The organism is Cryobacterium sp. N21, assembly GCF_002929575.1.
Taxonomy (GTDB): Bacteria; Actinomycetota; Actinomycetes; order Actinomycetales; family Microbacteriaceae; genus Cryobacterium; species Cryobacterium flavum.
This window is the reverse complement of sequence record NZ_PJJQ01000026.1, coordinates 99,132-121,086: the sequence shown is the minus strand read 5'-3', so window position 1 is coordinate 121,086 and position 21,955 is coordinate 99,132. Positions and strand designations below refer to the sequence as shown.

Below are 21,955 nucleotides of genomic sequence, written 5' to 3'. Positions count from 1 at the left end.
AGCCATGCAACGACTATTATCAGAGCCAGAAAAGCCCATCGTTGCGACGACCGGTTGAATCCGCCAACCCCCTACGGGACACGGTGCGTGTTGGGTGTCAACGGAACAAGCACGGGTGTCATCCGCCCTCCTCTGCTTCCTATGCTGAAGTCAGAAGATGACGGAGGAGACAATCATCGCTGCAGCGAGGCCAGCGACAGCAAGGAGCACAAGCAGCGCACGATTAACTCGACGCCGGCTAACCGTTCCTTTTCGGAATGTCGATGGCGACACCCGTTCCAGGTTGGGAAGAAGGGCCTGAAACGGTGGATCTTGCGGTGCTGAGCGGATAGGTTCCTTGGCCGGGTGTCCATCATCATCGATTTTCGCCATGCCTTCATGGTATCGGCTTCGAACAAGACGTCGCCGAAGACAAGATGTGGTCGGGCGTTAGCCCGTCATACCAAGTGCTGCTACGAACCAATAAGTGTTGTCGGCTGCGCGAGGGCGCCCTCCTCACCGGCCCAGACGGTGGAACGCGTCCCGTGAGCCGAACCGCATACGGGCGCTCCCGACGCAGCTAGACTGGCGTGGAAATCGGTCAGATTCGGGGGACTTCAATGTTCGATTTGCAGGCAGTCGGCGAACTGATAAGCGACCAGGATCTCAGCAGCTACATAACCGCTTACCTCCTCATCAGCGTTTGGTCTTACGTGATCACGGTCATCGCACTCTGGCCAGTGTTTTCAAAGGCACGCCTCGCCGGATGGGGCGCGCTGATTCCGATCTTGAATACATACGTCCTGGTCAAGATCGCTGGACATCATGGGGCACTGACAATCCTGTATTCCATCCCCATCGTGAACCTCATCGTCGGCATCGTCGTGGCATTCGGCTGTGGTCGTGCGTTCGGCAAAGGCGGGGCGTTCAGCTTCTTCCTACTCTGGCTGCTCTCGCCCCTCGGTTATCTCATCATCGGCTATGGTCGATCGAAGTTCGTCGGCGATCTCGGCAGGCAAACGATGCAGGCCACGTAGCCTCCGCATGTCGCGGTGGCAACCTTGGGCGACGCAGGTCGCGACAGATTGCTGAGCCAGAAGTTGGCCAGCTCGATGTGTCAAAGGGGAACCCCCTACGGGACTGCGGGCCGCTTGTCGTCAATACGGATATATGGGGATCAGGAGCGAGGTCACGACGAGCGAGGCACCACCGCCAGATAAGGCGCCAATGGTCCATAACTCAGGGCGTGTGGCAGGGGAACCGATTCGTTTCCGTACCCGTAACGCATAAAGCAACCCGCCAGCGATCATCACCAGGCCGATCACAAATAGCAAAAGCCTCACGGTTTCCATGCCCGAAGCATAGGCTCTCGCTCAGAAAACATGGCTCTAAGCCGGCCGGATGCGAACGCGTGCAGGGCGCGCGAAATGTAGGTGCAACGTCTGCGAACAGGGCTCAGCCGCTCAATCGTGTCCTGCGAGAAAGCAGGAATATCCCTCGCCGCGCCCGAGCCAGACTGCAGACGCCACGGTACGCTGCGGATTCGCTGCCATCCACAGCGGGCCTGCGCAGCCGTTGTCCCAATAGCCGAACCCTAACCGGGAACGGGAACCGTCGCAGTCAGTGGTTTGCTGTGACAGTCAGGCGATGGTTGTGAACGGTGATTACGGCCAGTGTGACGAGAACAACACCGACGACAACGATCATGCTCCATGTTCCATGGGCATTTGTGAGTGCGACCCCGCCGAAGACAAGGAGTCCTGCGCCAATGCTCCGCATCGCGATGGATCCAGCCGGGAGGACCGGAGGATTCCGGTTGAAGGGGATTCTCGTGTCGGGGTTGGCCCGAATTGTGCGGATCAAGGACGCGATGAAGAGCATGGCTCCCACGGCTCCCACGACTGCCGCAATCCACCCAAACACATCCATGCCGCTAAGCATACTGATGCGGACCTGCGGATTTTTCAGCTCGGGTTGCTCTGGCTCCTCAACCTCCCGTTGCTCGTCAGCGAACGCGCTCATCGACAAGGGTGATGCAGCCTGACAGCGTCTCGAAAGCCGTCAAGGCGCGAACGGACGGATCAGGAACTTGATGTGACGATTCCCCGCAACGGGCCCCCCTTCGGGGCAATAGCAAATGGGCTATCGAACGCGGGCGGTGGCGTGTTGACTAACACGCGTCTGCAGCGTACCCGCCCCTGATCTGCCCCGAGAATGGATTCGATCCGGAACTATCGCCGTCCGCGGCCAAGAAGACGTTCAGGCACTCTTTCTCCGCAACGCCACTGAACCACCAGCCGTCCGCGACTACCGCACGGAGCCCGTGAAACTCGTGGAAGGCCTGCACAGCGGTACCCTCGGCTGCCATGCCCCAGAAAATGCCGGGCACCTGATAGTTGGGATCGATCACGAGGTCGAATCCGAAACCACACAGCTGATCCGCGAGATACGCGAACAAGCACTGGCGAGCTAACCCCCGTGACGACCTATTGCGAGTCCCTCATCCGCAGGCACGGGCCGCACGAGCCGAAGCGGGCCATCCGATCTCAAAGGCAGGACCATCCGGCGTGGGAACGCAGCGGCCGAAGCCGCCCAGCGTTCCCTCATTGACTAGACAGGTGCGGATACTCTCGACGCCGCGGTGACGATCACCCGCGGCAGCCGTCGGCTCGAAGCTGTTGGGTTGGCCTACGTGGCCTGGAAAATTCGGACGACGGCTGTGCCGAACTCCAAAGTGCGTCAGGTCGCCTCTACCCACGGGATAACGCGGTCACAGTTGATTCGGGATGCGGTGCTGAGCTACGTCCACGCCCTTGCCTTAGACACTCCGTTCACCGATGGGTGACGTTCACTGCTCCTCAGTCGTTCCATTCGATTTTTCGGCGAGGCCATCCCAACACACACAGCTGCGGCTCATTTTGACAAGACCCCGTGACAAGCACGCATAGCGCGACAACGCACCAGCTCCGCGCAACAATGGATTTAGACACGTGTCCGAATTGTCGAGGAGATGATGATTTTGGTCAATAGAGACGAGATTGAAGACGATGGCCGCCACCCTGGCTGGCAGTTCGAGTTGCACAAGCCAAATAGGACGCACCGCGCAGAAATACCGGCTGCGGACATCCAACGACTCGAACGACTGTGGGAACTAGTTAGGCACGAGGAACGCATCCCCGACACCACGGGCGTGGAGATTGATGCATTGATTGAGTATTGGGGCCGAGAGGGGTACTCAGCCGATCAGATCGCCGTCGCGACACAACTACCGCTTGAAACGGTCACTGAATTGCAAAAGAACCCGGGAGTCGCCGCCCTATTCAATTCCCGACAGCGGTAACAGAACGTGCCTCAAAGTCAATCTTGAAGGGCGAAGACATCGGCATTTTCGACGATGGTCGTTTGCGGAATTCTTAGAGCCAAGAGGACAAGGACGCCAATGAAGACGAGCCCCTCCATAAGGACGCCTTAAACTAGGAGCAGCCCGGCCGCCCAGCGATATTGCAGCCGCTGAGTAGTGTCCATTCCGCAACCATATCGGCCACACGACAGTTCGAATGTCGAACCGTCAGCGGGACAGTGCTTGGGCCCGCATAGACGTGTGACAGCATGTCCCATGCCCACCTTTACCTTTTCCGAGTCGAAGCACCTCCCGCGACATGACCTCGTTGGTCTTTATTCAAGCGTCGGGTGGACGGCGTACGCGAGCGACCCAGATGCCCTTGTCCGTGCCGTGGAGCAGTCATCGTACGTCCTGACGGCGAGCAACGAGGACGGCGAACTTGTGGGACTGGCCCGGGTCATCTCCGACAACGCCACCATTTGTTATCTCCAAGACATCCTTGTGAGCCCCCGCCAACAACGCGCCGGCCTTGGCAAGGCTCTGGTTGAAAAGGTCCTGGAGCGCTACGTCCACGTTCGACAGAAGGTACTTCTGACCGATGACGAACCGGGCCAGCGCGCATTCTACGAATCCCTGGGTTTCATTGAAGGAAGTGACTTCAGCCCGACGCCCTTGCGTACTTTCGTTCAGATCGGGGGCGAAGAGCAAAATAGTTCGTCTTCAAGAGGGGAACCTTGAGAGGAACGCTTGTCCGACGGCGTTAGAAAAGCGGGACGCCCGCGAGCTCGTCTGGCAGCTAGGGCGCCGATATGGGGAGGAGAAGCACGTTGTTTGCGATCGTCTCCTGCCAGTTGCCGGTCCCGATGGTCCGCGAGCCTCCCACACCGATTGAGGCCCAGTCGAATCCGATCTGGATCTCGGGCATCGAGACGTCGGCTACCCACCATTGCGTCCAGGTCACCTGCGGCACTGCGCCACCGGCGATGACCTGAAGATCTCGCCCGTTGGGCCTACGAGTTTCGTTTGAATAGCGTTCGTTTGAATAGCGTCGCCCTCCTGCAGAAACCCAGAAGTCGACCCCTTCCCTGTCGGGGAATCGACCGAGAAACGTAGGACCGAACGGCAAGTCGAATCGCTTCAGGACCTCCTTCGAGACCACGAGACGAACCGTGAAGGTGAATCCCCTGCTGTACCCCCGAACATCTTCCAGCCACAGCGAGAAGTCGGCCGTTCTCGTAAGGACCTCCCGTCCGAGCAGGGCTGCAGGAATCTCCCTCCGGACGCAGTGATCCCAATCGCCGCGGGCACGGTCATCTTCGGCCATCGCGTGGCGTCGGGCATCAGCCGGCTCAGAAGGGGGCGCCATCTCTGCTCCTTTGTCCTAGAAACCGAATTGACAGCGGTCTCGCCTGTCCGAGTCGCGGGGCTGACTTGAGTTCCACGCTATCGAGGACTGTAATATCTGTCACCTTTTGCATTATCTGCAATCCGGCGGCTGCCTCCGGTGGGCCACTGTTGGCCTCCCGCGCCAACCGACAGGTTGGGCGCTTTCCCCGGCCCTGCCAGATGCGTTTCGTCAGCCAACCCCTATCGGAACTGTTTGAGAGCTTCGCTGTACTGATGGTGATCGTCCCGGGTCTCCTCCGTCACGAGGAGCGTGTGCCGTCCGATGACGCGCGTATAGGAGCCTTGGCAGGGGATGGTGACAATTTTTGTCAGCCCGGCTTGCCATGCTGGGATCAGCGCACTCAGCGACAAGCGTTCCGGATCATCCGCGAGGGACGTCGGGCGACGTTGTGTGCGTGCATGGAATTGTGAAAGATTCCAAGTCTCCTTTTCTTCCGTAAAGGCTTCGTCGCCGAAAGAGCTCCTCCAGGACGGCCCGACCATGCTGGCTAACAGGTCGGCGCGTTCCGGTGACCCATCTAGAGTGTGCTGGAGCCGGTCGAAGATCGTGTTGTCTTGAATCAGACCGGCATGGTGAATACATGCGTTCCAGGTCCCCGGCCACGCGTCAGACCAGGCTGCGGTCGAGTCGGTCGACTCGGTCTGGGCGTGCGCTCGCACTGAATCGTCCGACAGGAGGGGAGGAAAGTCATTGCCGACCGGGTAAAGATTCCACGCCTCCCGAACCCAGAGCAGATCAACCAACGTGTTCGGGTCATCGTCGACGGTGATGAGCATGTCGTGAGGCCAGGGATTCCCAGGCATCGGTAGAGATGAGCGCAATGTTTTCTCCCCAAGAGCGGATGCCGGACAGTCTCACATAGAACGCCGACCGTAAGGGGAACAGCTTGCGGGACGAGCTAAAGATGGCACTCCCACCTGGCGTCTCGACGACGCGCGTGCTCAATTCGTTGCTGTCAGCGACAATGCGCCTGGCCCCGTGAGTTCGCCCTCATTGACTGGCCTGCCGGATACTGCGAGCAGCAATGCAGTTGCGGCACCGCGCACTTCTTTGCCATCACCTTCATCGAAGACCGTATCGGTGGCGATGAGGCGCGGCCCCACAAGCCGCTCCTTACCCCCACCGAGTTTGACGCTGGTCTTCGCTTGATACTGAAGTGCAGTTGCCACTTCGGCGACCGGGTACTGATGTTCAATGCCGAGAGGACGCCGGATGTCTTCTCCATGCACGATTATCTCAACCAACCGAGTGGCTAAAGGTGCGGGGGCGCTTGTTGTGCGGCTGCAAACCTCTTGGAAGGTGGCCAGCGTCTGAGCTGGATCAGTGGACCGCTCTCGAGCAATCCCCAAGGCGTTGATTCGATCAAAGTTGAAGCCAGCGGCAATCATCCTGCCGACAAAACCCAGGCGAGTGGACTTGGCATCATTGACGAGATGAGCCAATACGGAATGAACATCCCACCCGGGGCACAAGGACGGGGTCGTCCACTCCTGTGGATTCAATGCCTCGAGATCTCGAATCAATGCGTCACGTTCCCTGTGCACTATTGTCCAGATCTCATTCACAGAGCCCCCTCGGCTAGTTCCATGAGTCGCGAGTCGTTCATTTGACACTACCGGGTCGGCCTAGTCGGGACGTCGCCCGCAAGGAAGACCTTTGTTAGTAGATCTCACCACGCGGTCACTACCTCGAGGCCAGTCACGATTGGGGCACCTCTAGTTCTCCCTCTCCGGCTGGAGGAGTTGTACCCGTGCTTACTCGCCGTCGGATAGAGCGCGTGCGGCGCGGCTTCCTACCGAGGCGCCGTAGAGCGTGAAGGTGATCATGCCAGCGGCACCGATGAGGCTGGATGCAAGCATAATCGTCAGGGGGACGGGGAGGACGGAGGGCACGGCGGCGGCAATTGAGCACCAGCCCGCCCATCGTATTGGCCGTTTTGCTGCCACATGTGCGGCGAGCCACGCACTATCGCTTGCCATCGTCAAGGGAAGGCGTATGCCAGCGACCTGATTGCGTCCAAGACGTCCGCTGGCTGCAGCCTGCGCCATCCACAGCAGAAGAACGCCACTGCCAACCATGACCACGAATAACACCACTCTGACAATCGCCTCTTCGCCCATAGCTTGACTCTATGATCTGCGTCTTCCACCCGCCAAAAGGAAGGTGCCCCCGCCAGGGGGACGTCGGGCGCGACAGATTTGGCCAAGCCGTCACGCAGCGGGGTTCGCCGATGCCGTGTCGCAGGGGAACCTCTTCCGGTCGATCACAGCGATCCACGTGGGCAGCCAACGAGGATCGGGGTGCGCTCGTCTATGACTTGTTGAGCGCTGCCGCTGCGCGGACGAGCGCTTGGAATGCTGTGGCGTTTATCTTGTCGCCCTCGTGTAGGTCGATGGCTCGCCTCACGCTGGCGGTCTGGCTGGCGTTGAAGAGTTCATCCGCGTCGTCGAGCGAGGCGCCTTTCGCGAAGGTGAGTTTGACCTTGTCCTTGTAGGTCTCCCCGGTGCAGATGAGCCCATCGAGGCTCCAGGTCGGCACGCCGAGCGGGTTTGTCGTCTTCTTCCATTTGGTCTCTTCGACCACGTTCGGTTCGGCCTCAAGGATCAAGCCGCGAATGCGGGCCAGCATGTCGCCTCGCCAGCCACCCAACGCGGCAATGATTTCATCAATCGACGTCATCGGAATCTCCGCTACCTCTCTGTCACACCGGGCGCAGCCCGCACGTCACCCATAGTATGAGACCCCGGAAGGAAGCGTGACGCGGATGGACGAGACTGCAGCTTTCGAGCGGGAGCGCCCTCGGTTGTTGCGTATTGCCGGGCGGATCCTGCGGGACAACGCAGAGGCCGAAGACATCGTCCAGCGAACCTGGCTGCGCCTTCACTCCACCGAGGCTGCCATTGACAACCTGCCCGGCTGGCTGACCACGGTGACCACGCGGCTCTGTTTCGACAGGCTGCGCGCCCCGAAACCGATCCTGGTCGACGACATGGCTTTCCCTTCGCTGATTGAAGATCCCGCCGATGCACTTGCCCTGGCCGACACGGTTGGCATTGCGCTCCAGGTGGTCTTGGACCGCCTCACGCCCAGCGAGCGGGTCGCGTTCGTGCTCCACGACAGCTTCAGCTTTGATTTCTCCACGATCGCCGCGATCCTCAGCACCACTCCCGCCGCCGCCCGCAAGCTCGCCTCGAGAGCGCGTAGCAAGGTCCGCCCGCAGGGCGTGCAGCGCCGCCGAGCTGACTGGGAAGTCGTGGACGCGTTCCTCGCCGCCGCACGACAGGGCGATTTTGAGCAGCTCTTGGCCCTGCTGGCGCCGGGAGTGGCGGTCGCCGGTGATGAAGCGGCGATCTCGGCGGGAACCCCCACCCGGATAGAAGGACGGAGCGCCGTCGCGACGATGTTCAACGGCGCGGCCAAAGCCGCGTTGCCGGTGTTCATCGACGGCCGCCCGGGCGCGGCCTGGTTTCATCGTGGCTCGCCGCGGGTCGCGTTTGATTTCAGGGTCGTCGGCGGGGTTGTGTCTCGGATCGATTTCCGCGCCGATCCGGCCGTTTTGGAACACCTCATCCGCCGCGACGCAGGAGAACAGCGGGGCTGACCGGCCGCCTGCAACAATCGAACCCGTTGTCAGCGGTCACACTTGCTGGCGTTGCATCGTTATACAGGTAGCAAACCTCAAACGGGGCAACGCGTTCACAGTTAGGATTCGAGTCGATGAAAACAATGATCTGCCGCCAGCTGGGCGGCCCGTGCGAAGAACCGTTGTACGGCAACACTGCTGATGAGGTCATCAAGGCCCAGGACCGCCACCTCAAAGACGCCGTCAAGGCCGCAGACACCACCCACGAGCAAGCGCACAAGGATATGAAAGATCGTTGGAAGCACCCAAAACGATCAATGGACTGGTACTCCTCCACCAAGACGGCGTTCGCTGCGTCACCCGAAGACGACTAACCGGGCCGCGGCCGCCCAAAGAACCGCACGGCCCTCTGCGAAACTACACGGCGAGACCTTCCTCAGCGCGCCCGCTCCGCTGTATCCCGCCGTTGCGTAAGCCGGACGCTTAGCGACGCAGTTATAGAGCGAAAGCGACCATCGCAACGTGGCGCTCGACGTGTGTCACAGGGGAACCCTTCACGTGACGCTCGAATCTTCCCTTCGTCGCGCGTGCTGGCTGGGATCGACAATAGCGTCGGCATATTGGTCAACGACGCCGTGATAGAGGGGCAGGGTCTTCCCCAAAGCCTTAAGGGCGACTCGTAAAGCGTCGCCAGGACGCCCAGCATCGAAGAGCGATAACGCAAGGAAAGCTTCGCCTGCATCGCCGATCGTAGGGTCGGGTCTAACGCCTTCCAGAATCTTGATCGCTTCGGTGGTCTCACCGATATTGCGAAGTGAGCTGGCCAGCTGGATGAGAGCCTGAGATCGACGGACAGGGTCGAGGCCGAGGTCCAGCGCACGTCGGTAAAACGGGATCGCTTCCGCTTCCCGTCCAAGAAAGTCTTGCACCGACGCCCACTCGTAGATGGCGGCCGGATCATCGTTGTCCCGCTCTGCGACCAGGATTTGCATTGAACCGAGAATGGCGTCTGCGTCGGCGTCACTGGCCTCCAGCCAGAATCCTCTGATGCGTTCTTCCCAGTTGGCCATGGCCTATTTGGGCAGACTGCAGGACTGCTTGAGCACTGCCCAATGGGTAACGGTCAGCGGGACGCCTCACCATTCCGATAGGGAATTGGTTACCTTCGACTCCGACTGGTGAAGGAGTACCCTTGCTTCGTGCGCCGACGTGATGGAGATGAGACGAGAGTCTTGCGTCTTAACGTCGGAGGTTCGACCCGCACCGAACTGCGGACTGAACTGGGCTCACGAGGCATCTTGCTCAACGCGTACGCCGACATGCTGCTCGATCATACGGTCTTCGATCCGCGAGCCCAGGAGGAGATCAACATCATCGAGCGCAATGTAGGTGAACTCGGTCTGCGCACCGGGGCGACGCTACTGGAGATCTTCGCGGTGGCCCGTGAACGAGGATTTGCGCTCTGCACCCCGGACACCGGCCCGTATCTTCGGCTCGCAATGGCGTCGCAGGCAAACGCGCCTGATTCGGTTCTGTCCGCCGGCAGGTCACCTGCGGGCGCGCTCAAGGTCGCCTCGGCACCATTCAGCGACGACGTGGCGTTTCCGAAAGGTTTCTATCTACGCGTCGTCGACGGCCAGCAGTGGCTGCGTGGGTTCCGCTGCGACCATGAGTACCTATTTTCACCGGAGGACAGGTTCGCATTCCAGCCGTTGTAGATGGGAGCAGCGGGTGCGAAGGGACTCCAGGTTCGTATCGCGAGTTGATGAGCCGTTCGCAAGCCGAACCCTCAGCGGTATCGAGTATCTCACGCGCCATCGGTGAGGATGGCCCAGCGTTCCGTTTCCACCGTCGGATTCGCGTGGGCCGGCGAGCACTTCCTTTCAGCGTCTTTCTGGCGTGCGATTCCCTGCAGAACCTGGTCGATCAACGTCTCGATCGTGGGCCTGTCCAGAGGACCGTGTCCGAACAATAACCGCAGGTACACGGGTCCGTACAGGCCGTCGAGCACGACTTCGAGGTCGAGATCAGCACGCAGTTCGCCACGCTCAGTGGCGCGGAAGAGGACCTCGCGCCCCACTGTCCGCCGCGGCTCAAGCCACCCCGACCTGAAGGCCGCCGCTAGCTGCGTGTCGTGCTGGGCCTCGCCCAACAGCGCGATAGCCATCTGCCCCAGATTGGTTTGTCCGAGCACGTGTGCGAGAGCGGACACCTGTGCGACAAGGTCCTCCCGCAGGGTCCCACTGTCAGGAAAAGCAATGTCAGCTTCGACCCCAGACAGGAACGCTTCGAGAAGTATCGCTCCCTTGCCCGCCCACCATCGGTAGATTGTGGCTTTGCTCGCGCCAGCCCGGTCCGCGATCGCGTCGATGGTCATGCGTGAGTATCCAGATTTTTCGAATAGCTCGATCGCCGCCCTCAAAACCGCTTCGTGTGTGCTTGATGAACGCCGAGAGGGAGGGATCGGCTTTTCGCGGTGTTGATCGGTCACAGGGCAAGTCTAACGAAACGAAACGATTCGTGTAGGCTGACAACCGAAACGCTTCGTTTCGTTAGAATCGAAAGGGCAACCATGTCTCAGATCGCCGTATTGATCACGCACAGGACCAAGCCTGGTCAACGCGATGCCGTTCGTGCCATCTGGCACCGGCACATGGCCCCGGCCGTCCAGGCCAACGACGGCCACGACGCCTATTTTTACTGCGTCGACCCCGCCGTCCCGGACGTCGTGTGCGCCTTCCAGGTGTATCGCGATGCGGCCGCCTCCGCCGCTTTCCTGACCACCGCCGCCTATCGCGACTACGAGCACGAGGTCACCCCCTTGCTCCTGGGCCCCCCTGACGTCAAGCAGCTTGTCCTCGTTTGGTCCAAGGCGTCACCAAGCATCTAACGGCGAGATAGTTCGCCCGACGAGCTGCCCGTAAGCCGGACGTCGAGCGCGACAGATCTGGGGCCAAACCACCCCGCGACCGAGTCCGCCGACGTTGTGTCACACGGGAACGCTATTCGGGCAATTTTCGGCTGGCGCTGATGCCGATTTTTGTCTGGAAGACTTGAGAGATGCCTGTGACCCTTCAGCGAATCCACACTAGCGAGTTCCCGTCGTGGTTGGACCACAGCTGCACCGAATACGTCGGTGATTTGGTTACCCAGGGTGGATCGCACGAGGAAGCTCAACGCATAGCGACCGAGAGCATGGCTCGTTCGTTCCCGGATGGTGCTCCGAGCCTTGGCAATGAGGTCTTTCACGTCATGAACGAGGCGGGTGCGGCAGTGGGATACCTGTGGATCGGACAGGATGTCAGCGCCGATCCAGGGGCGTGGTGGGTCTGGGACGTTGTCATCAACCCTGACCAGCGTGGTCAGGGTTTCGGGAGAGCGGCAATGCTTCTCGGCGAGGAATATGCACGCTTACATGGTGCGCATTCTCTCGGCCTTAGCGTCTTCGGATTCAACAGCGGAGCGCAGGGGCTCTACAACTCGCTTGGGTACGAAACAACTTCGGTGAAGATGCTCAAGAACCTCGTCTGAGCCTTCCGAAAGAGACAGGAAGGCCGCATGACTCCAACTGCCAACTTTGTACTGGTCACCCTCGGCGTGATGGCAATGTCCTTCGCCACTGCCGGTTGGCGCCCCCGAGGCCCGAGACGGACGCCCGTATACCGAACTTCTACGGTACGGCCTCATCAGTCGATCACTGCAGCGACCGCTTCGATCTCGACGAGCTGATCGGTATACCCGAGGACGGTGACTCGTAAGAGCCTGCTTGATACGTCATGCGTGCCGAAGGCCTCGCGGACAACTGCCCAAGCCTTGACGAGGTCGCTCTGATGAGAGGAGGCGACGAGAACTCGTGTGCCCAGAACGTCATCGAGTCGGGTGCCAGCCGCGTGCAAGGCAATAACAAGGTTTTCCATCGCCTTGCTGGCCTGCGCCGAGTAGTCTCCGACTCCTGCGGTGCTGCCATCCAGATTGAGGGGGCAGGCGCCGGCCAGAAAGATGAGGCGCGACTGAGCGGGAGCTGTCGCCGCGTAGGCGTACTGTGCCACATCGGAAAGCTCAGCAGAACGGATCAAGTCAACTTTTTGCGGGATGCTCTCACTGTATTGGAAACCTAAATCACGACTGACTTGCTTTGGAAAGCCCGCCAGCCGGACCCCTGGCGGAGAAGGCTGCGGCTTTTTCGATGTTGGTTCAGATACGCCACGAGCGCGAACGTCGCTTTGAATGAGTACCAGCTATGACAAGTAGAACGCTCCACGCGACGATCCCGGCCATGCCAATACCAATGCGAGTCCAGGGAGGGAGGCCCCACAAGACGATTGTGGAAGACTGTAGCCCTAAGGCGCCGGAGATCAAAACATATGCACTGGTGGAGGCCAGGACGATCGATGTGATGATCAATGCCCAGAACGAGATCAAGCGGGACCGCGGCGCGAAGTTGTTGGCGTAGTCACTCGGCGTTCCAAATTCGCCAACTGGGTCTTCTCCGGATTCCACAGAATGGCTTTCGACCTCGCGCACGATCTGCGCGATCGCCTCCTCCGGAACACCGCGCAGTTCGAGTATCTCGGTAAGCTCCTCCGCGTACTGGTCTCGTGCTGCTTCTGTCATGAGGGTTCCTACTTTCCTGAAATGACCGCTGTGGCGTGGTCGGCGAAGATTTGCCAATCGACTCGAAGCATTGCGAGGCGCTGTTTGCCCGCTGGAGTTATCGAATAGTATTTACGCCCGGGGCCACCTGCGCCCTCTCTCCACGAAGCGATAACATCGCCATCCTGTTCCAGTCGGGTCAGGAGCGGATAGAGGGTTCCGCCCTTAACGACACCCAGCCCGCCTTCTCTCAGTCGCTGTGCGACCAGATATCCATAGGTTTCTTCTTCGCTCACGATGGATAGCACGGCCGCGGTGAGTGCACCACGGAGCCACTCGGTGGGCCACTTCATAGTCACCATAAGTAGATGGTGTCACATACTAGTTAGACGTGCAACCTACACTCGGTCGTGCCCCCTCGCCAACCGCTGATACCCGTAAGCCGGACGTCCAGCGCGACGGATCTGGGGCCAAACAACCCGGCGCCAGAGTGCGCTTTTGCTGTGTCGCAGGGAACCCTCTACGAGACGAGGGGCGTCACCCTTGGGGAGGAGTCCGATTCTGTGCTGGGCAGTTCGCCCGCATACCCCGCGCAAGGACCTTTGGTAACTCTCCAGGGTTGGCACGAGAGCGAGTAACGCGGTCCGGAGGGCGTCTCCGTAGCGCCCCTCGTCGCACAACGCCAGCGCCAGAAATGCCTGGCGCGCAGGTTCATCAACGGCTGACATCGGCGCCGCTTCAAGCATCGATACCGCTTCTGCAGATTCCCCCACGTTGCGCAGCGTGCTCGCCAATTGAATGAAGACTCGCGTCGCCCGTTCCCCTTCGAGCCCTGCCTCGAGCGCAGCTCGATACAACGGGATCGCTTCAAGCTCCAACCCCAGAGAATCGTATACGCCACCCATCTCGAACATGGCAGCAGCATCACCGGCCGGGCGATCCGCTACGAGTGATCGCATCCTTGACATTGCGTTCTCCGGATCTGACGCGTCGAAATCATGCTCGTAGAAGTCGTCGATCCTCTGGTCCCAAGCCGCATCAATCATAGGTTCAGCCTCCCATAGGATCGATTGAATTCCTCTAACTGCTGCCGCTCGTACCGTCCGCCGTGCCCATATTCGGAAACCCTTACGGTCATGGGAATAGGGCGACATTCCCGACGCGCTGGAAGCGCAAAGGTTGCAGCCGAGCCTCACCCAATGTCAATTCCATGTTGACAAGAGCCTCTGTCAATCTATAATTGACACATGAAAGAAACGAGTCCCTCCCTGAAATCGCAGCCAGCATCGACAGCCACCTTGCTCGCGCTTGCTGCCGTCGGCATCGCGCTTACTACGCTGCTCGTTGCGTCCATTGCGATCAAGATCGCCTTGCTCGTCGTGGCTGCACTCCTGCTGTTCGCGACTGGGATATTCCTTGCGTTAGTCATCGCACGCCCCAAGCCGTCTCGCAATTCATGAGTCCCTTGCCAGAGTGGGACGACAATACTCTTCGCCATGCTCTATCGGATGCAATCGCAGAGGCTGACCCGTCCCTGGCGGGTCGTCTGGAACACGATCCCAACTCCTACCTGGACCTCATCGACCTGACAGCCCGGAGCGCTGAGGAAATCGCTCAGCTTTTGCAACTCGCCGTCACATCTGCCCGTCAAGCCGGCCTGAGCTGGGACCGCATCGGGCAGCAACTTAGCATGAGCCGCCAAGCGGCCCAGCAAAGATTCGGGCGGGTCGTTGACGGTATCGTCACTCCTTCCTCGGACAAGATACGTCGGCTCTCTCCGCTGACTGCGTTTGACGAGATGGAAGAATTAGCCGCAGCCGGACGCACGGGGTGGCATTCAATTGCCTATGGAATGTACTTCCATGACCTCATCCAATCTGATGAGCAATGGGAACACCTCCGGGTTGTGGCCTTCGCGTCCAGCCGACGCGCCTTGGAGAGCGAAGGGTGGCATCGAATAGGCTCGATGTGGTTTCCCTGGGCCTACTACGCGCGCCCCACGGGCAAACCAATCGAGTCAGACGGTGATCCCGGCGATCACACCCGTTAGTCCAACCTCGCGGCTTAGACCATGTTCTGGCCTCCAGATTGAGTGCCAACGTCCGCTGCCCCCAAGGGGGACGGCAAATTCAACCGGTCGTCGCAACACTCGATTTCTGTGAGGTGTTGTAGGTGTAGTCGAAGTTTGAGTTGGTGGAGAAACAGGCGCGGTTCTGGGTGTTGATGGCCCAGGGCTCGACTCTGACTGCAGCGTGTGATGCTGTGGGGGTGAATCGACGAACTGGACGGCGTTGGCGTCAAGCAACGGGTGGGCGGATTCATCCGAGGCAGAGCGGAGGACGCCTTCTCGAGTAGTCAGGTGGGTTCCGTGCGGTGGCCCGTCATCGATGACGGGCCACCGTCGGTCGTTGCCCAGAAAGGGTGTTGAGCGCGTGCTTAGTCGAGGACGCCGCAGGCGGCCGGGTCGGTTGCTTCTGCAGGCAGGTTCGGGTCGAGTTCGCTTGCACCCGCACTGAAGTCGTACTCACCGTTGCCGTTGTAGTCGACACCATGGATCACGACGACGCCTTCGCCTTCGCGGATAGATTCGGCAATTTCTTTCGCCGTTCCTGTTCCGTCCGGCCCCGGGTAGCCCGTTCCCGCCACCTTGGTGATGCGGATGTTATCGCGGCTGTAGTGGTAGCTGCCGCTCTCAGACACCGGAAAACGAGTCACATCCAGGAAGCTTGTGGGAGTCGTGTCGCCTGTCGTGGTAAGCGACACAACGACCGGACCGTACGCGGGAACCCCTTCCACGGTGTTCAAGCGGCCATCACCGTTGCTGTCCAGAGCCAGGGTGGGGCACTCGTGCAGCGCTTGCTCGCCGTAGTGGATGTGTTGGGCATGCGGAGCGTCTGGTGTCAGACCAGAAGCGTGCACTTCAATGTGCTTGATCCTCTGGTTACGAACTGTTGCTGTGGCAGTTCCTGACGCCCCGGAGCCGTTGAGCTCCGTGAGATCGGCGGACAGCGATACCGTTTTTTTTGTCGCCGGAGTGTCCAGGATCGTGCGCTTGAGCTGCGCCGGCCCCGAATGTAGCCGCAGCGAGTAACGCAACGGTCGAAGCCCCCAGAATCCCCATGGAATATCGTTTCACGATTATCTCCTTGAGTAACCGCCAGCAAGAAGGTCCCGCTGGTCGTGGATAGTTCGTAATAAACACTAATGAAATTTAGTCATATTAAGGGATTTGTTCACTTTTTTATTTCCCAGAGTCCGAGCAATACTCGGCGCCGAACCAGTCGACGTTGGGCCACGGCGACTCCGATCCCTCGCCGATCAGCACAGGACGACAGACAAGGTCCTCAGATCCGCAGCAGGACAAATCCGTTTCCTCTGTTGCCAGGAGCGACCGTCCAGTGCAGACCGGGTTCTGCCGGTCGGTCTCAGAGGTGCTCGGCGGGGTGCACTGAACCTGCCCCTCCTGCAGGGCCATCACGTCGGCCGCACCTGCGCACCGCCCCACGCTCCCGGTAGGGCAGAAGGGTGGCCGCCATCTGAGCCGGGTCGACCGTGTAACGGTTGCGGAACACCTGAATTCAGCGGTGAAGCGTGCCAACTCTTGACACTTAATGCTCTCGGTAGCAGGGCGGATTCAAATGGTCGTCGCAACGATGGGCTTTTCTGGTTTGAGAGTAGTCGTTGCATAGCTTGAGTGGGTGCGATGCCGCCGAGTGTTTTGGGAGTCGATTATTGAGTTCGGTAGCGACTTCCAGGAGACCTCCCACCAAGCAACAAGCGCTCTGAGCTGGGCCCACGTTCCGGACCCGAGCCCCGCACAGAGCAGCGGGTACCTGAGCGTCAGAGAATGGTGGTGCGATAGGTCAGAATCTCGGTGCCGTTCCCTTCGCCACCATCGTCGGGGGCGACCCACATCGTCACGGACCCCGCGTCGACAGAGACCGAGAAGGGGTTTCGAGTGACCGTGTGCCCAGCAGCCGAATACAGCGACATTGGAAATTCATGCACGATCGCGCGCTTGGCGGTGTCGATGAGCGCTAAACCTCCCAGCTCACAGGTTCCGGATGCCGCGGGCAGCACCGCGATACCGCTCGCGACGATGAGACTCTCGCCGACGAAGCGACAGTCCTGGTAGTCGATGAAACCGCTCGGGTTCTTCCAGCGCGAGATGAGCGCCCCGTCGATTGTCCAGGTGTAGAACTCGCGTGAGCCCCAGCTGGCGCCGTGCACCAGCGCATTCGCCAGGTCGCAGACCACCCAGCTCACGTGGTCGTCAACCCGAAATCGCTCTCGAATCTCGGCGGTTTCAGGGTCGATCGTCATAATCATGCTTTGGCCGCCCGGGCGGTACTGCGCTACCGAAACCCACACCAAACTGCCATCGAAGTCGATGCCTCCCGGGTGGTACATCTCGCCGTCGCCCACGATCAGGTCCCGCTGCAGCGCTCCTTGCTTGTCTACGATGAACACGTGACCCACCCCGCGATTTTCGGCCTGAATTTCCACCGAAGACAGAAAGGTGAGCCCCGCGGCGAAGGCAAGCCCCTGCGGGTGGAAGGTGGCAAAGTCGAGCGGTAACCGGTCAACCAGGTTCCAGGGCGTGTGGCGGTCGAGGCCGTCAAGTGCGAGCATCACCTCGCGCCCACGGCGGCTCGCCACAGGCCATACACTTCCGTCGCGGCCTCCGGGGCGGCCACCAGAATGCCGCCGTGCTGAGGAAACGCGTTCGGAATTCCGTCTTCGTCAAGTACGACGCCACCGGCCTCCTGCACGATCAGCGTGCCGGCCAGATGGTCGACGGCGCTGAACTGACCGATCACCGAGGCGGCTCCCCGTCCGGCGGCTATTCCCACGACGGTCAGGGTGGCTGAGCCCATCACCCGCATGATGCTGAATCGCTCGCCAAGGGCGGTCAGGAGTTCGATCATGCCCGGCCACGGCAGGTGCCCGGCGAGCTCCGTGTGCACGACCCGTCCGGCCAACGACAGTGGTCCCTCGCCGGCTCGGGGCAGCGCCAGGGCAGCGCCATTGAGCCGGGCGCCCTGCCCGGCCACCGCTTCGAACAGGTCGCCGCGCCAGGGTTCGGACACGACGGCGACGTAGGGAACGTGATCCACCGCCAGGGCGAGTGAAAACGACGTCCACGGAATCAGGTTGGCGTAGTTTGTCGTGCCGTCGACCGGGTCGAGGTACCAGCACGGCACACCGGCCTGCGCCTCGCCGCCCATTTCTTCGCCGACGAAGTTGTGCGACGGAAATGTGGCCGCGATGCGCGCTCGCACGTGGCGTTCGACGGCAACGTCCACCTCGGTCACGAGGTCACCGGGGTTCGCCTTGGTCGAAATTGTTCCCCTGTCGGCGGATCGGCTATAGTCCTGCGCCCAGATCGCGAGTTCCCGGGCAATCGCACTGGCCTCGCGCAGCTCGTCCGCCGAGAACGCCGAAACCGCAGAGAAAGCCGCCGGCTCAGGCCCGACGGCCTCGCGCACGGTCTCGGCGAGCAGAGCCAACCGATTGGAGGTCACGGAATCCACGCCCAGCGCGAGCACCCACCGCATGATCGCGGCGCTATCGACCGTCCAGCAAGCGACCCCTAAGCCCAGGGCATGAATGTCGTCCACGAGCTTTCGGCTGAGCACGACATACTCCGCGTTCACAAACTCCGGCCGGAGCTCATCGATCAACTCGAGCGGTGGAACCTCGCGCCGGTCCCACGGCAGCCAGATGCGAGCCTGTGCATCCAGAGAACGGATGCGCCGCATCCCGGCCAAACTTCCACACCACGCGACGTCCAGGCCGCTTTCTCGCACTACTTCAAAAGCCGGTGCGGCCGGCGCTTCCTCGTCCATGTCGATAAGCAGCAGGGTGGGGAAATCTTCGAACAGCTTCAGCGCGTCTCGCAACAACGGGACACGAAGATCGTCGCCGCCCAACAGGGCGACCTGCGCGTAGGTCAGGTCCGAGATGGCGGCGTCGAAGCCCCACAACCGAACGAGACTCGCATCGTGCAGCAACACCACCTGGCCGTCACGGGTGACCCGAACGTCGACCTCGACGTAGTCCGCTCCCGCCGCAATCGCCGATCGAATCGCTGCGAGGGTATTCTCCCGAAAATTCTGGGAATCCCCGCGATGAGCGGTGACGGCGGCGACCCGCTGGGCGGCCGCGCTGGGCGCGCTCATAACGCCACCCCGCCGGTCGCGACGAGCCGGCCCTGCCGAAAGGTAAGCGCGTTCTGGATGGCGGCGTGACCGCGATCACCGGGCGCCGGTGGCAACCCGGAGGCGAAGGCGCGAAGAGTGGCGTCATCGCGCTTCAGGTAGATTTCGTGAAAATGCCCGTGGGGCACGACGCGCTCGACGACGGCCGGGCGTGCATCGAATGATGCGTGCAGGGTGAACACCACGTCTTCCGGGCGAATGCCGATGACGTCGTCACCGGGCACGACGGCGCCGTTCACCAGCGAACCCTCGATCCGGTTCAGACTGCCGATGAAGGTGGCGACGAATTCGGTTTCCGGCCGGGAATACAGCTCGGCCGGCCGGCTGAACTGCTCAATTTTTCCGGCGTTCATCACGGCGATTCGGTCGGACATCGACATCGCCTCCTCCTGGTCGTGCGTCACGATCAGCGTCGTGATGCCCAGGCGCTGCTGAATTTCACGGATGTCCTCACGCACTTTCACCCGCAGCTTCGCGTCCAGGTTGCTAAGCGGTTCGTCCAACAACAGCAGCTCCGGCTCCTGCACCAGGGCGCGCGCCAGGGCAACGCGCTGCTGCTCCCCCCCGGAGATGCGGGCCGGCCGCGAGTGCTTGTGATGCAGCAGGTTGACCAGCGCGAGGACAGCGTCCACTCGCTGCTCGATCTCCTTCTTGCCGAGGCGACGCAGTTTGAGAGGGAAGCCAACGTTCTTCACGACCGTCATGTGCGGCCACAGCGCATAGTTCTGAAACACCATGGCACTGGGCCGTTTCTCGGCACCGAGGGCGGACACCTCGCGGTCGTGCACCTGGATCGAGCCGGCGTCGGGCGCGAGGAATCCGGCGATCATGCGCAGGGTCGTGGTTTTTCCACAGCCGGAGGGGCCAAGCAGGGAGACCAGTTCCCCGTCCTGCACGGTCAGGTCGAGATTGTCGATGATGGTGCGACCACCGAGCACCTTGTGTAGGCCGCGCACGCGCAGACCGCGCGAGCCGCCGGCATCCGTTTCACGGTGTGTGGGTGTCGTGGAATGTATTTTTTCGATCAAAGTCATGGTCTTCTCTACACTTCTTGCGATGCTCGGAGTGGGGCTATTTGATTTGGAATCCTTCGGCGAGCGTGCCGCCGACGATGTGCTTGTGCGCCGCTAGCAGCAGGGCGACCGAGGGGATGGCCAGCAGAATGGAGAACACGGCCGCCACCTGATTCGGGTAGTTGAGCACGAGGGTGTACATCTGCGTTGGCATGGTCATAATGTCGGGTGCGCCAATGAGATAGGTGCCCTGCGCCTCGTCGAACGACGCCAGAAACGACATGACCGCTGCTACCAGAATTCCCGGCAGGGCCAGGGGAAAGGTAACGCTGATGAAAACCCGTAGCTTCGTGGCGCCCGCGTCGCGCGCCGCTTCCTCGAGACTGCGTGGCACCGCAGCGAAGGCCGCAGCGGGAATCCAGGTCATGAACACCACGGTTCCCAACACGTGCACGATTAGCACGCCCATCACGGTACCCATCAGGTTGAGCGCATAAAACAGCGAGGCGATGGTAACGTACAAACCCATTTTCGGGAAGGCGTTGAGGGCGAACAGCCCGATCAGAAAAGTTCGCCGACCCCAGAATTCGTAGCGCGCGAAAGCATACGCGGCCGGCAGACAGATGCAGGCAGACACCAGCACGGTCAACGCGGCTAGCGCAAGCGAATTCTGCACGGCCCGGCCGAGCGTTTCGTCGCCGAGCACCACGCTCCACCAGCGGAGGGTCCAGCCGTCCGGGCCGAGGTTGGGGAAGGTCCAGGATTCGGCGAATGCTCGAATGCCCAGCCAGGCCAGCGGACCGAGAATGAAAACGACCATGAGGACGAAAAAGAGCCCGCTGAGCGGACCGCTGAAGCTGAGCCGCGCTGCGGACTTTCGCGCGCGCTTGGTGATCATCGTCATCAGACTTTTCCCTGATCCTTTGCTGATCGAAAGTTGGCCCAGACATACGCTGCGGCAATACCGGATGCGATCACAAAGACGATAAAGGCCATCACGACGGATTGCTGCGGCTGATTAAAGGCCGAGAAATAGTTGGACATGCTCACGCCGAGCATGTTGGGCGCATTCGGCCCGGTGAAGTACGGAACGGTGAAGGAGCCGACCACGCCAATCGCGGTGAACGTGACCGCAATCAGGATCGGCACGAAGGCCATGGGAATGAGAATGGACACGACGATGCGCAGAAAGCCGGCACCGGCATCCCGCGCGGCTTCGATCATGGCGTTGGGGATTGCCTGCAGGCCGGAGGTGATCATGAGTACCGCGAACGGCAGCGAGGTCCAAACGGACCCGATCACCACAGCGACCATGGTGAAGGCCCACACCGGCGCCTCGACACCGAACTGCGCAAAGACGCTGCGCACGAAGCCGTCACCGGAGTAGAACGTGACGATCGCCCAGGAAGCGATGACTACCGGGATGAACAGCGGGATGATCGCCAGACCGGACAGTAGCCGAGCCATCCGTCCATCGCGGAGCTTGAGGAACAGACCGATTCCCAGGGCCAGAAAAATGACGATGACCGTGCTGAGCGCTGTCACGCCGACGGTAACCGAGAGGTCGCGCAGGATGCGGGAGTTCGAGAGCACCTCGATATAGGCTGCCGGTGTTCCCCACCAATTCTCGGCTTCGTGCACGTTCAGGCCGATCGAGGCGATCACATGGTTCAAGCCACCGGTCAGACCAATGCTGAACGCAAAAGCCAGGACGATCGGGAATCCCACGAACAGCAGAATCAAAATGATCGGAGGAAGGGCGAGGAAGAAACCCAACGGGCGACGCGCCACAGCCGGGGTGGCTATGGCGCGTCG

At 60.8% G+C, this 21,955-nt stretch carries 31 protein-coding genes; 12 read left to right on the top strand and 19 right to left on the bottom strand.

The window, feature by feature from the left end:
* Positions 1-150: 150 nt before the first annotated feature.
* A complete protein-coding gene (locus CXY77_RS19875; RefSeq protein ID WP_140425480.1) occupies positions 151-372 on the bottom strand; it encodes a hypothetical protein in 222 nt (73 codons plus the stop codon).
* Between the two features lie 197 nt (positions 373-569).
* Between CXY77_RS19875 and CXY77_RS03710 the strand changes: the two genes are divergently transcribed.
* Complete coding sequence (locus tag CXY77_RS03710; RefSeq protein ID WP_233197203.1) at positions 570-1,016, top strand: DUF5684 domain-containing protein; 447 nt, start codon at positions 570-572, stop codon at positions 1,014-1,016.
* Positions 1,017-1,599: 583 nt separating this feature from the next.
* Here the strand turns inward: CXY77_RS03710 and CXY77_RS03705 are convergent.
* The gene (locus CXY77_RS03705) at positions 1,600-2,001 is read right to left on the bottom strand and encodes a hypothetical protein (RefSeq protein ID WP_092342383.1); all 402 of its coding nucleotides are present in this window, start codon (positions 1,999-2,001) and stop codon (positions 1,600-1,602) included.
* 301 nt (positions 2,002-2,302) lie between these two features.
* Between CXY77_RS03705 and CXY77_RS20085 the strand changes: the two genes are divergently transcribed.
* The 3 genes from CXY77_RS20085 to CXY77_RS03690 all read left to right on the top strand — a co-directional run bounded on the left by CXY77_RS20085 (position 2,303) and on the right by CXY77_RS03690 (position 4,060).
* Positions 2,303-2,452, top strand: coding sequence for a hypothetical protein (locus CXY77_RS20085; protein ID WP_158252772.1), 150 nt, complete (start codon positions 2,303-2,305; stop codon positions 2,450-2,452).
* Between the two features lie 537 nt (positions 2,453-2,989).
* Positions 2,990-3,319, top strand: coding sequence for a hypothetical protein (locus CXY77_RS03695; RefSeq protein ID WP_092342387.1), 330 nt, complete (start codon positions 2,990-2,992; stop codon positions 3,317-3,319).
* Between the two features lie 276 nt (positions 3,320-3,595).
* Positions 3,596-4,060, top strand: coding sequence for a GNAT family N-acetyltransferase (locus tag CXY77_RS03690; RefSeq protein WP_104087475.1), 465 nt, complete (start codon positions 3,596-3,598; stop codon positions 4,058-4,060).
* 58 nt (positions 4,061-4,118) lie between these two features.
* On the opposite strand, the gene CXY77_RS03685 is transcribed toward CXY77_RS03690, so the two are convergent.
* The 5 genes from CXY77_RS03685 to CXY77_RS03665 form a co-directional block, all read right to left on the bottom strand.
* The gene (locus CXY77_RS03685) at positions 4,119-4,688 is read right to left on the bottom strand and encodes a hypothetical protein (protein WP_104087476.1); all 570 of its coding nucleotides are present in this window, start codon (positions 4,686-4,688) and stop codon (positions 4,119-4,121) included.
* A 221-nt stretch (positions 4,689-4,909) separates the two neighbouring features.
* Positions 4,910-5,506 (bottom strand): hypothetical protein, encoded by a 597-nt coding sequence (locus CXY77_RS03680; RefSeq protein ID WP_140425479.1) that lies wholly within the window; start codon positions 5,504-5,506, stop codon positions 4,910-4,912.
* A 165-nt stretch (positions 5,507-5,671) separates the two neighbouring features.
* The gene (locus CXY77_RS03675) at positions 5,672-6,295 is read right to left on the bottom strand and encodes a maleylpyruvate isomerase family mycothiol-dependent enzyme (RefSeq protein ID WP_104129720.1); all 624 of its coding nucleotides are present in this window, start codon (positions 6,293-6,295) and stop codon (positions 5,672-5,674) included.
* A 189-nt stretch (positions 6,296-6,484) separates the two neighbouring features.
* Positions 6,485-6,850, bottom strand: coding sequence for an SdpI family protein (locus CXY77_RS03670; RefSeq protein ID WP_104087427.1), 366 nt, complete (start codon positions 6,848-6,850; stop codon positions 6,485-6,487).
* Positions 6,851-7,040: 190 nt separating this feature from the next.
* Positions 7,041-7,409, bottom strand: coding sequence for a DUF1801 domain-containing protein (locus CXY77_RS03665; protein ID WP_104087438.1), 369 nt, complete (start codon positions 7,407-7,409; stop codon positions 7,041-7,043).
* Between the two features lie 85 nt (positions 7,410-7,494).
* On the opposite strand from CXY77_RS03665, the gene CXY77_RS03660 reads away from it, so the two are divergent.
* Both CXY77_RS03660 and CXY77_RS03655 read left to right on the top strand, forming a co-directional pair.
* A complete protein-coding gene (locus CXY77_RS03660) occupies positions 7,495-8,331 on the top strand; it encodes a sigma factor (protein ID WP_104087436.1) in 837 nt (278 codons plus the stop codon).
* A 116-nt stretch (positions 8,332-8,447) separates the two neighbouring features.
* Positions 8,448-8,687: a hypothetical protein gene (locus CXY77_RS03655; protein WP_104129719.1), complete on the top strand. Its 240-nt coding sequence runs from the start codon at positions 8,448-8,450 to the stop codon at positions 8,685-8,687.
* Positions 8,688-8,867: 180 nt separating this feature from the next.
* Here the strand turns inward: CXY77_RS03655 and CXY77_RS03650 are convergent, their stop codons facing one another.
* Entirely contained in the window at positions 8,868-9,383 is a 516-nt protein-coding gene (locus CXY77_RS03650; protein ID WP_104087647.1) for a tetratricopeptide repeat protein, read from the bottom strand.
* Positions 9,384-9,611: 228 nt separating this feature from the next.
* Here CXY77_RS03650 and CXY77_RS03645 point away from each other — a divergent pair, with 228 nt between their 5' ends.
* The gene (locus tag CXY77_RS03645) at positions 9,612-10,031 is read left to right on the top strand and encodes a hypothetical protein (protein ID WP_233197202.1); all 420 of its coding nucleotides are present in this window, start codon (positions 9,612-9,614) and stop codon (positions 10,029-10,031) included.
* Between the two features lie 89 nt (positions 10,032-10,120).
* Here the strand turns inward: CXY77_RS03645 and CXY77_RS03640 are convergent, their stop codons facing one another.
* On the bottom strand, positions 10,121-10,804 hold the full coding sequence (locus CXY77_RS03640; RefSeq protein WP_158252771.1) for a TetR/AcrR family transcriptional regulator: 684 nt from the start codon (positions 10,802-10,804) through the stop codon (positions 10,121-10,123).
* A gap of 81 nt (positions 10,805-10,885) precedes the next feature.
* On the opposite strand from CXY77_RS03640, the gene CXY77_RS03635 reads away from it, so the two are divergent.
* A complete protein-coding gene (locus tag CXY77_RS03635; protein ID WP_104129718.1) occupies positions 10,886-11,203 on the top strand; it encodes a putative quinol monooxygenase in 318 nt (105 codons plus the stop codon).
* A 170-nt stretch (positions 11,204-11,373) separates the two neighbouring features.
* Positions 11,374-11,844 (top strand): N-acetyltransferase, encoded by a 471-nt coding sequence (locus tag CXY77_RS03630; protein WP_104087644.1) that lies wholly within the window; start codon positions 11,374-11,376, stop codon positions 11,842-11,844.
* Between the two features lie 155 nt (positions 11,845-11,999).
* On the opposite strand, the gene CXY77_RS03625 is transcribed toward CXY77_RS03630, so the two are convergent.
* The 4 genes from CXY77_RS03625 to CXY77_RS03610 form a co-directional block, all read right to left on the bottom strand.
* Positions 12,000-12,407, bottom strand: a complete 408-nt coding sequence (locus CXY77_RS03625; protein WP_104087642.1) for a RidA family protein — start codon at positions 12,405-12,407, stop codon at positions 12,000-12,002.
* A 100-nt stretch (positions 12,408-12,507) separates the two neighbouring features.
* Complete coding sequence (locus CXY77_RS19870) at positions 12,508-12,927, bottom strand: hypothetical protein (RefSeq protein WP_104087641.1); 420 nt, start codon at positions 12,925-12,927, stop codon at positions 12,508-12,510.
* A gap of 8 nt (positions 12,928-12,935) precedes the next feature.
* Positions 12,936-13,268 (bottom strand): PadR family transcriptional regulator, encoded by a 333-nt coding sequence (locus tag CXY77_RS03615; RefSeq protein ID WP_104087640.1) that lies wholly within the window; start codon positions 13,266-13,268, stop codon positions 12,936-12,938.
* A 36-nt stretch (positions 13,269-13,304) separates the two neighbouring features.
* Positions 13,305-13,820 (bottom strand): tetratricopeptide repeat protein, encoded by a 516-nt coding sequence (locus CXY77_RS03610; protein WP_255409977.1) that lies wholly within the window; start codon positions 13,818-13,820, stop codon positions 13,305-13,307.
* Positions 13,821-14,153: 333 nt separating this feature from the next.
* Between CXY77_RS03610 and CXY77_RS19865 the strand changes: the two genes are divergently transcribed.
* From CXY77_RS19865 to CXY77_RS21015, 3 genes are all read left to right on the top strand, one after another.
* Positions 14,154-14,366: a hypothetical protein gene (locus tag CXY77_RS19865; protein ID WP_140425478.1), complete on the top strand. Its 213-nt coding sequence runs from the start codon at positions 14,154-14,156 to the stop codon at positions 14,364-14,366.
* Positions 14,363-14,956 (top strand): hypothetical protein, encoded by a 594-nt coding sequence (locus CXY77_RS03605; protein WP_104129715.1) that lies wholly within the window; start codon positions 14,363-14,365, stop codon positions 14,954-14,956. Before CXY77_RS19865 ends, CXY77_RS03605 begins: the two co-directional genes overlap by 4 nt.
* A gap of 173 nt (positions 14,957-15,129) precedes the next feature.
* Positions 15,130-15,261, top strand: coding sequence for a helix-turn-helix domain-containing protein (locus tag CXY77_RS21015; RefSeq protein WP_369827220.1), 132 nt, complete (start codon positions 15,130-15,132; stop codon positions 15,259-15,261).
* An 81-nt stretch (positions 15,262-15,342) separates the two neighbouring features.
* On the opposite strand, the gene CXY77_RS03600 is transcribed toward CXY77_RS21015, so the two are convergent.
* The 6 genes from CXY77_RS03600 to CXY77_RS03575 form a co-directional block, all read right to left on the bottom strand.
* Entirely contained in the window at positions 15,343-16,002 is a 660-nt protein-coding gene (locus CXY77_RS03600) for a CHRD domain-containing protein (RefSeq protein ID WP_104129714.1), read from the bottom strand.
* Positions 16,003-16,746: 744 nt separating this feature from the next.
* Positions 16,747-17,538, bottom strand: a complete 792-nt coding sequence (locus tag CXY77_RS03595) for a DUF6454 family protein (protein ID WP_140425476.1) — start codon at positions 17,536-17,538, stop codon at positions 16,747-16,749.
* Positions 17,538-19,088 carry an inositol monophosphatase family protein gene (locus CXY77_RS20080; RefSeq protein ID WP_104087736.1) on the bottom strand — a complete coding sequence of 517 codons (1,551 nt, stop codon included), beginning with the start codon at positions 19,086-19,088 and terminating at the stop codon, positions 17,538-17,540. The genes CXY77_RS03595 and CXY77_RS20080 overlap by 1 nt, the downstream gene beginning before the upstream one ends.
* Positions 19,085-20,161 (bottom strand): ABC transporter ATP-binding protein, encoded by a 1,077-nt coding sequence (locus CXY77_RS03585; protein WP_104129713.1) that lies wholly within the window; start codon positions 20,159-20,161, stop codon positions 19,085-19,087. The genes CXY77_RS20080 and CXY77_RS03585 overlap by 4 nt, the downstream gene beginning before the upstream one ends.
* Positions 20,162-20,198: 37 nt before the next feature.
* Positions 20,199-21,044, bottom strand: coding sequence for an ABC transporter permease (locus CXY77_RS03580; protein WP_233197201.1), 846 nt, complete (start codon positions 21,042-21,044; stop codon positions 20,199-20,201).
* Positions 21,044-21,931: an ABC transporter permease gene (locus CXY77_RS03575; protein WP_233197200.1), complete on the bottom strand. Its 888-nt coding sequence runs from the start codon at positions 21,929-21,931 to the stop codon at positions 21,044-21,046. Before CXY77_RS03575 ends, CXY77_RS03580 begins: the two co-directional genes overlap by 1 nt.
* Positions 21,932-21,955: the final 24 nt, after the last annotated feature.

Excerpts from the sequence above, each read along its gene's own strand:
- CXY77_RS19875 (WP_140425480.1), bottom strand. The coding sequence starts at position 372 with ATGGCGAAAATCGATGATGATGGACACCCGGCCAAGGAACCTATCCGC.
- CXY77_RS03705 (WP_092342383.1), bottom strand. The coding sequence starts at position 2,001 with ATGAGCGCGTTCGCTGACGAGCAACGGGAGGTTGAGGAGCCAGAGCAA.
- CXY77_RS03695 (WP_092342387.1), top strand. The coding sequence starts at position 2,990 with ATGATGATTTTGGTCAATAGAGACGAGATTGAAGACGATGGCCGCCAC.
- CXY77_RS03690 (WP_104087475.1), top strand. The coding sequence starts at position 3,596 with ATGCCCACCTTTACCTTTTCCGAGTCGAAGCACCTCCCGCGACATGAC.
- CXY77_RS03685 (WP_104087476.1), bottom strand. The coding sequence starts at position 4,688 with ATGGCGCCCCCTTCTGAGCCGGCTGATGCCCGACGCCACGCGATGGCC.
- CXY77_RS03680 (WP_140425479.1), bottom strand. The coding sequence starts at position 5,506 with ATGCTCATCACCGTCGACGATGACCCGAACACGTTGGTTGATCTGCTC.
- CXY77_RS03670 (WP_104087427.1), bottom strand. The coding sequence starts at position 6,850 with ATGGGCGAAGAGGCGATTGTCAGAGTGGTGTTATTCGTGGTCATGGTT.
- CXY77_RS03665 (WP_104087438.1), bottom strand. The coding sequence starts at position 7,409 with ATGACGTCGATTGATGAAATCATTGCCGCGTTGGGTGGCTGGCGAGGC.
- CXY77_RS03660 (WP_104087436.1), top strand. The coding sequence starts at position 7,495 with ATGGACGAGACTGCAGCTTTCGAGCGGGAGCGCCCTCGGTTGTTGCGT.
- CXY77_RS03655 (WP_104129719.1), top strand. The coding sequence starts at position 8,448 with ATGAAAACAATGATCTGCCGCCAGCTGGGCGGCCCGTGCGAAGAACCG.
- CXY77_RS03650 (WP_104087647.1), bottom strand. The coding sequence starts at position 9,383 with ATGGCCAACTGGGAAGAACGCATCAGAGGATTCTGGCTGGAGGCCAGT.
- CXY77_RS03635 (WP_104129718.1), top strand. The coding sequence starts at position 10,886 with ATGTCTCAGATCGCCGTATTGATCACGCACAGGACCAAGCCTGGTCAA.
- CXY77_RS03630 (WP_104087644.1), top strand. The coding sequence starts at position 11,374 with ATGCCTGTGACCCTTCAGCGAATCCACACTAGCGAGTTCCCGTCGTGG.
- CXY77_RS19870 (WP_104087641.1), bottom strand. The coding sequence starts at position 12,927 with ATGACAGAAGCAGCACGAGACCAGTACGCGGAGGAGCTTACCGAGATA.
- CXY77_RS03615 (WP_104087640.1), bottom strand. The coding sequence starts at position 13,268 with ATGGTGACTATGAAGTGGCCCACCGAGTGGCTCCGTGGTGCACTCACC.
- CXY77_RS03610 (WP_255409977.1), bottom strand. The coding sequence starts at position 13,820 with ATGTTCGAGATGGGTGGCGTATACGATTCTCTGGGGTTGGAGCTTGAA.
- CXY77_RS19865 (WP_140425478.1), top strand. The coding sequence starts at position 14,154 with ATGAAAGAAACGAGTCCCTCCCTGAAATCGCAGCCAGCATCGACAGCC.
- CXY77_RS03605 (WP_104129715.1), top strand. The coding sequence starts at position 14,363 with ATGAGTCCCTTGCCAGAGTGGGACGACAATACTCTTCGCCATGCTCTA.
- CXY77_RS21015 (WP_369827220.1), top strand. The coding sequence starts at position 15,130 with ATGGCCCAGGGCTCGACTCTGACTGCAGCGTGTGATGCTGTGGGGGTG.
- CXY77_RS03595 (WP_140425476.1), bottom strand. The coding sequence starts at position 17,538 with ATGCTCGCACTTGACGGCCTCGACCGCCACACGCCCTGGAACCTGGTT.
- CXY77_RS20080 (WP_104087736.1), bottom strand. The coding sequence starts at position 19,088 with ATGAGCGCGCCCAGCGCGGCCGCCCAGCGGGTCGCCGCCGTCACCGCT.
- CXY77_RS03585 (WP_104129713.1), bottom strand. The coding sequence starts at position 20,161 with ATGACTTTGATCGAAAAAATACATTCCACGACACCCACACACCGTGAA.
- CXY77_RS03580 (WP_233197201.1), bottom strand. The coding sequence starts at position 21,044 with ATGACGATGATCACCAAGCGCGCGCGAAAGTCCGCAGCGCGGCTCAGC.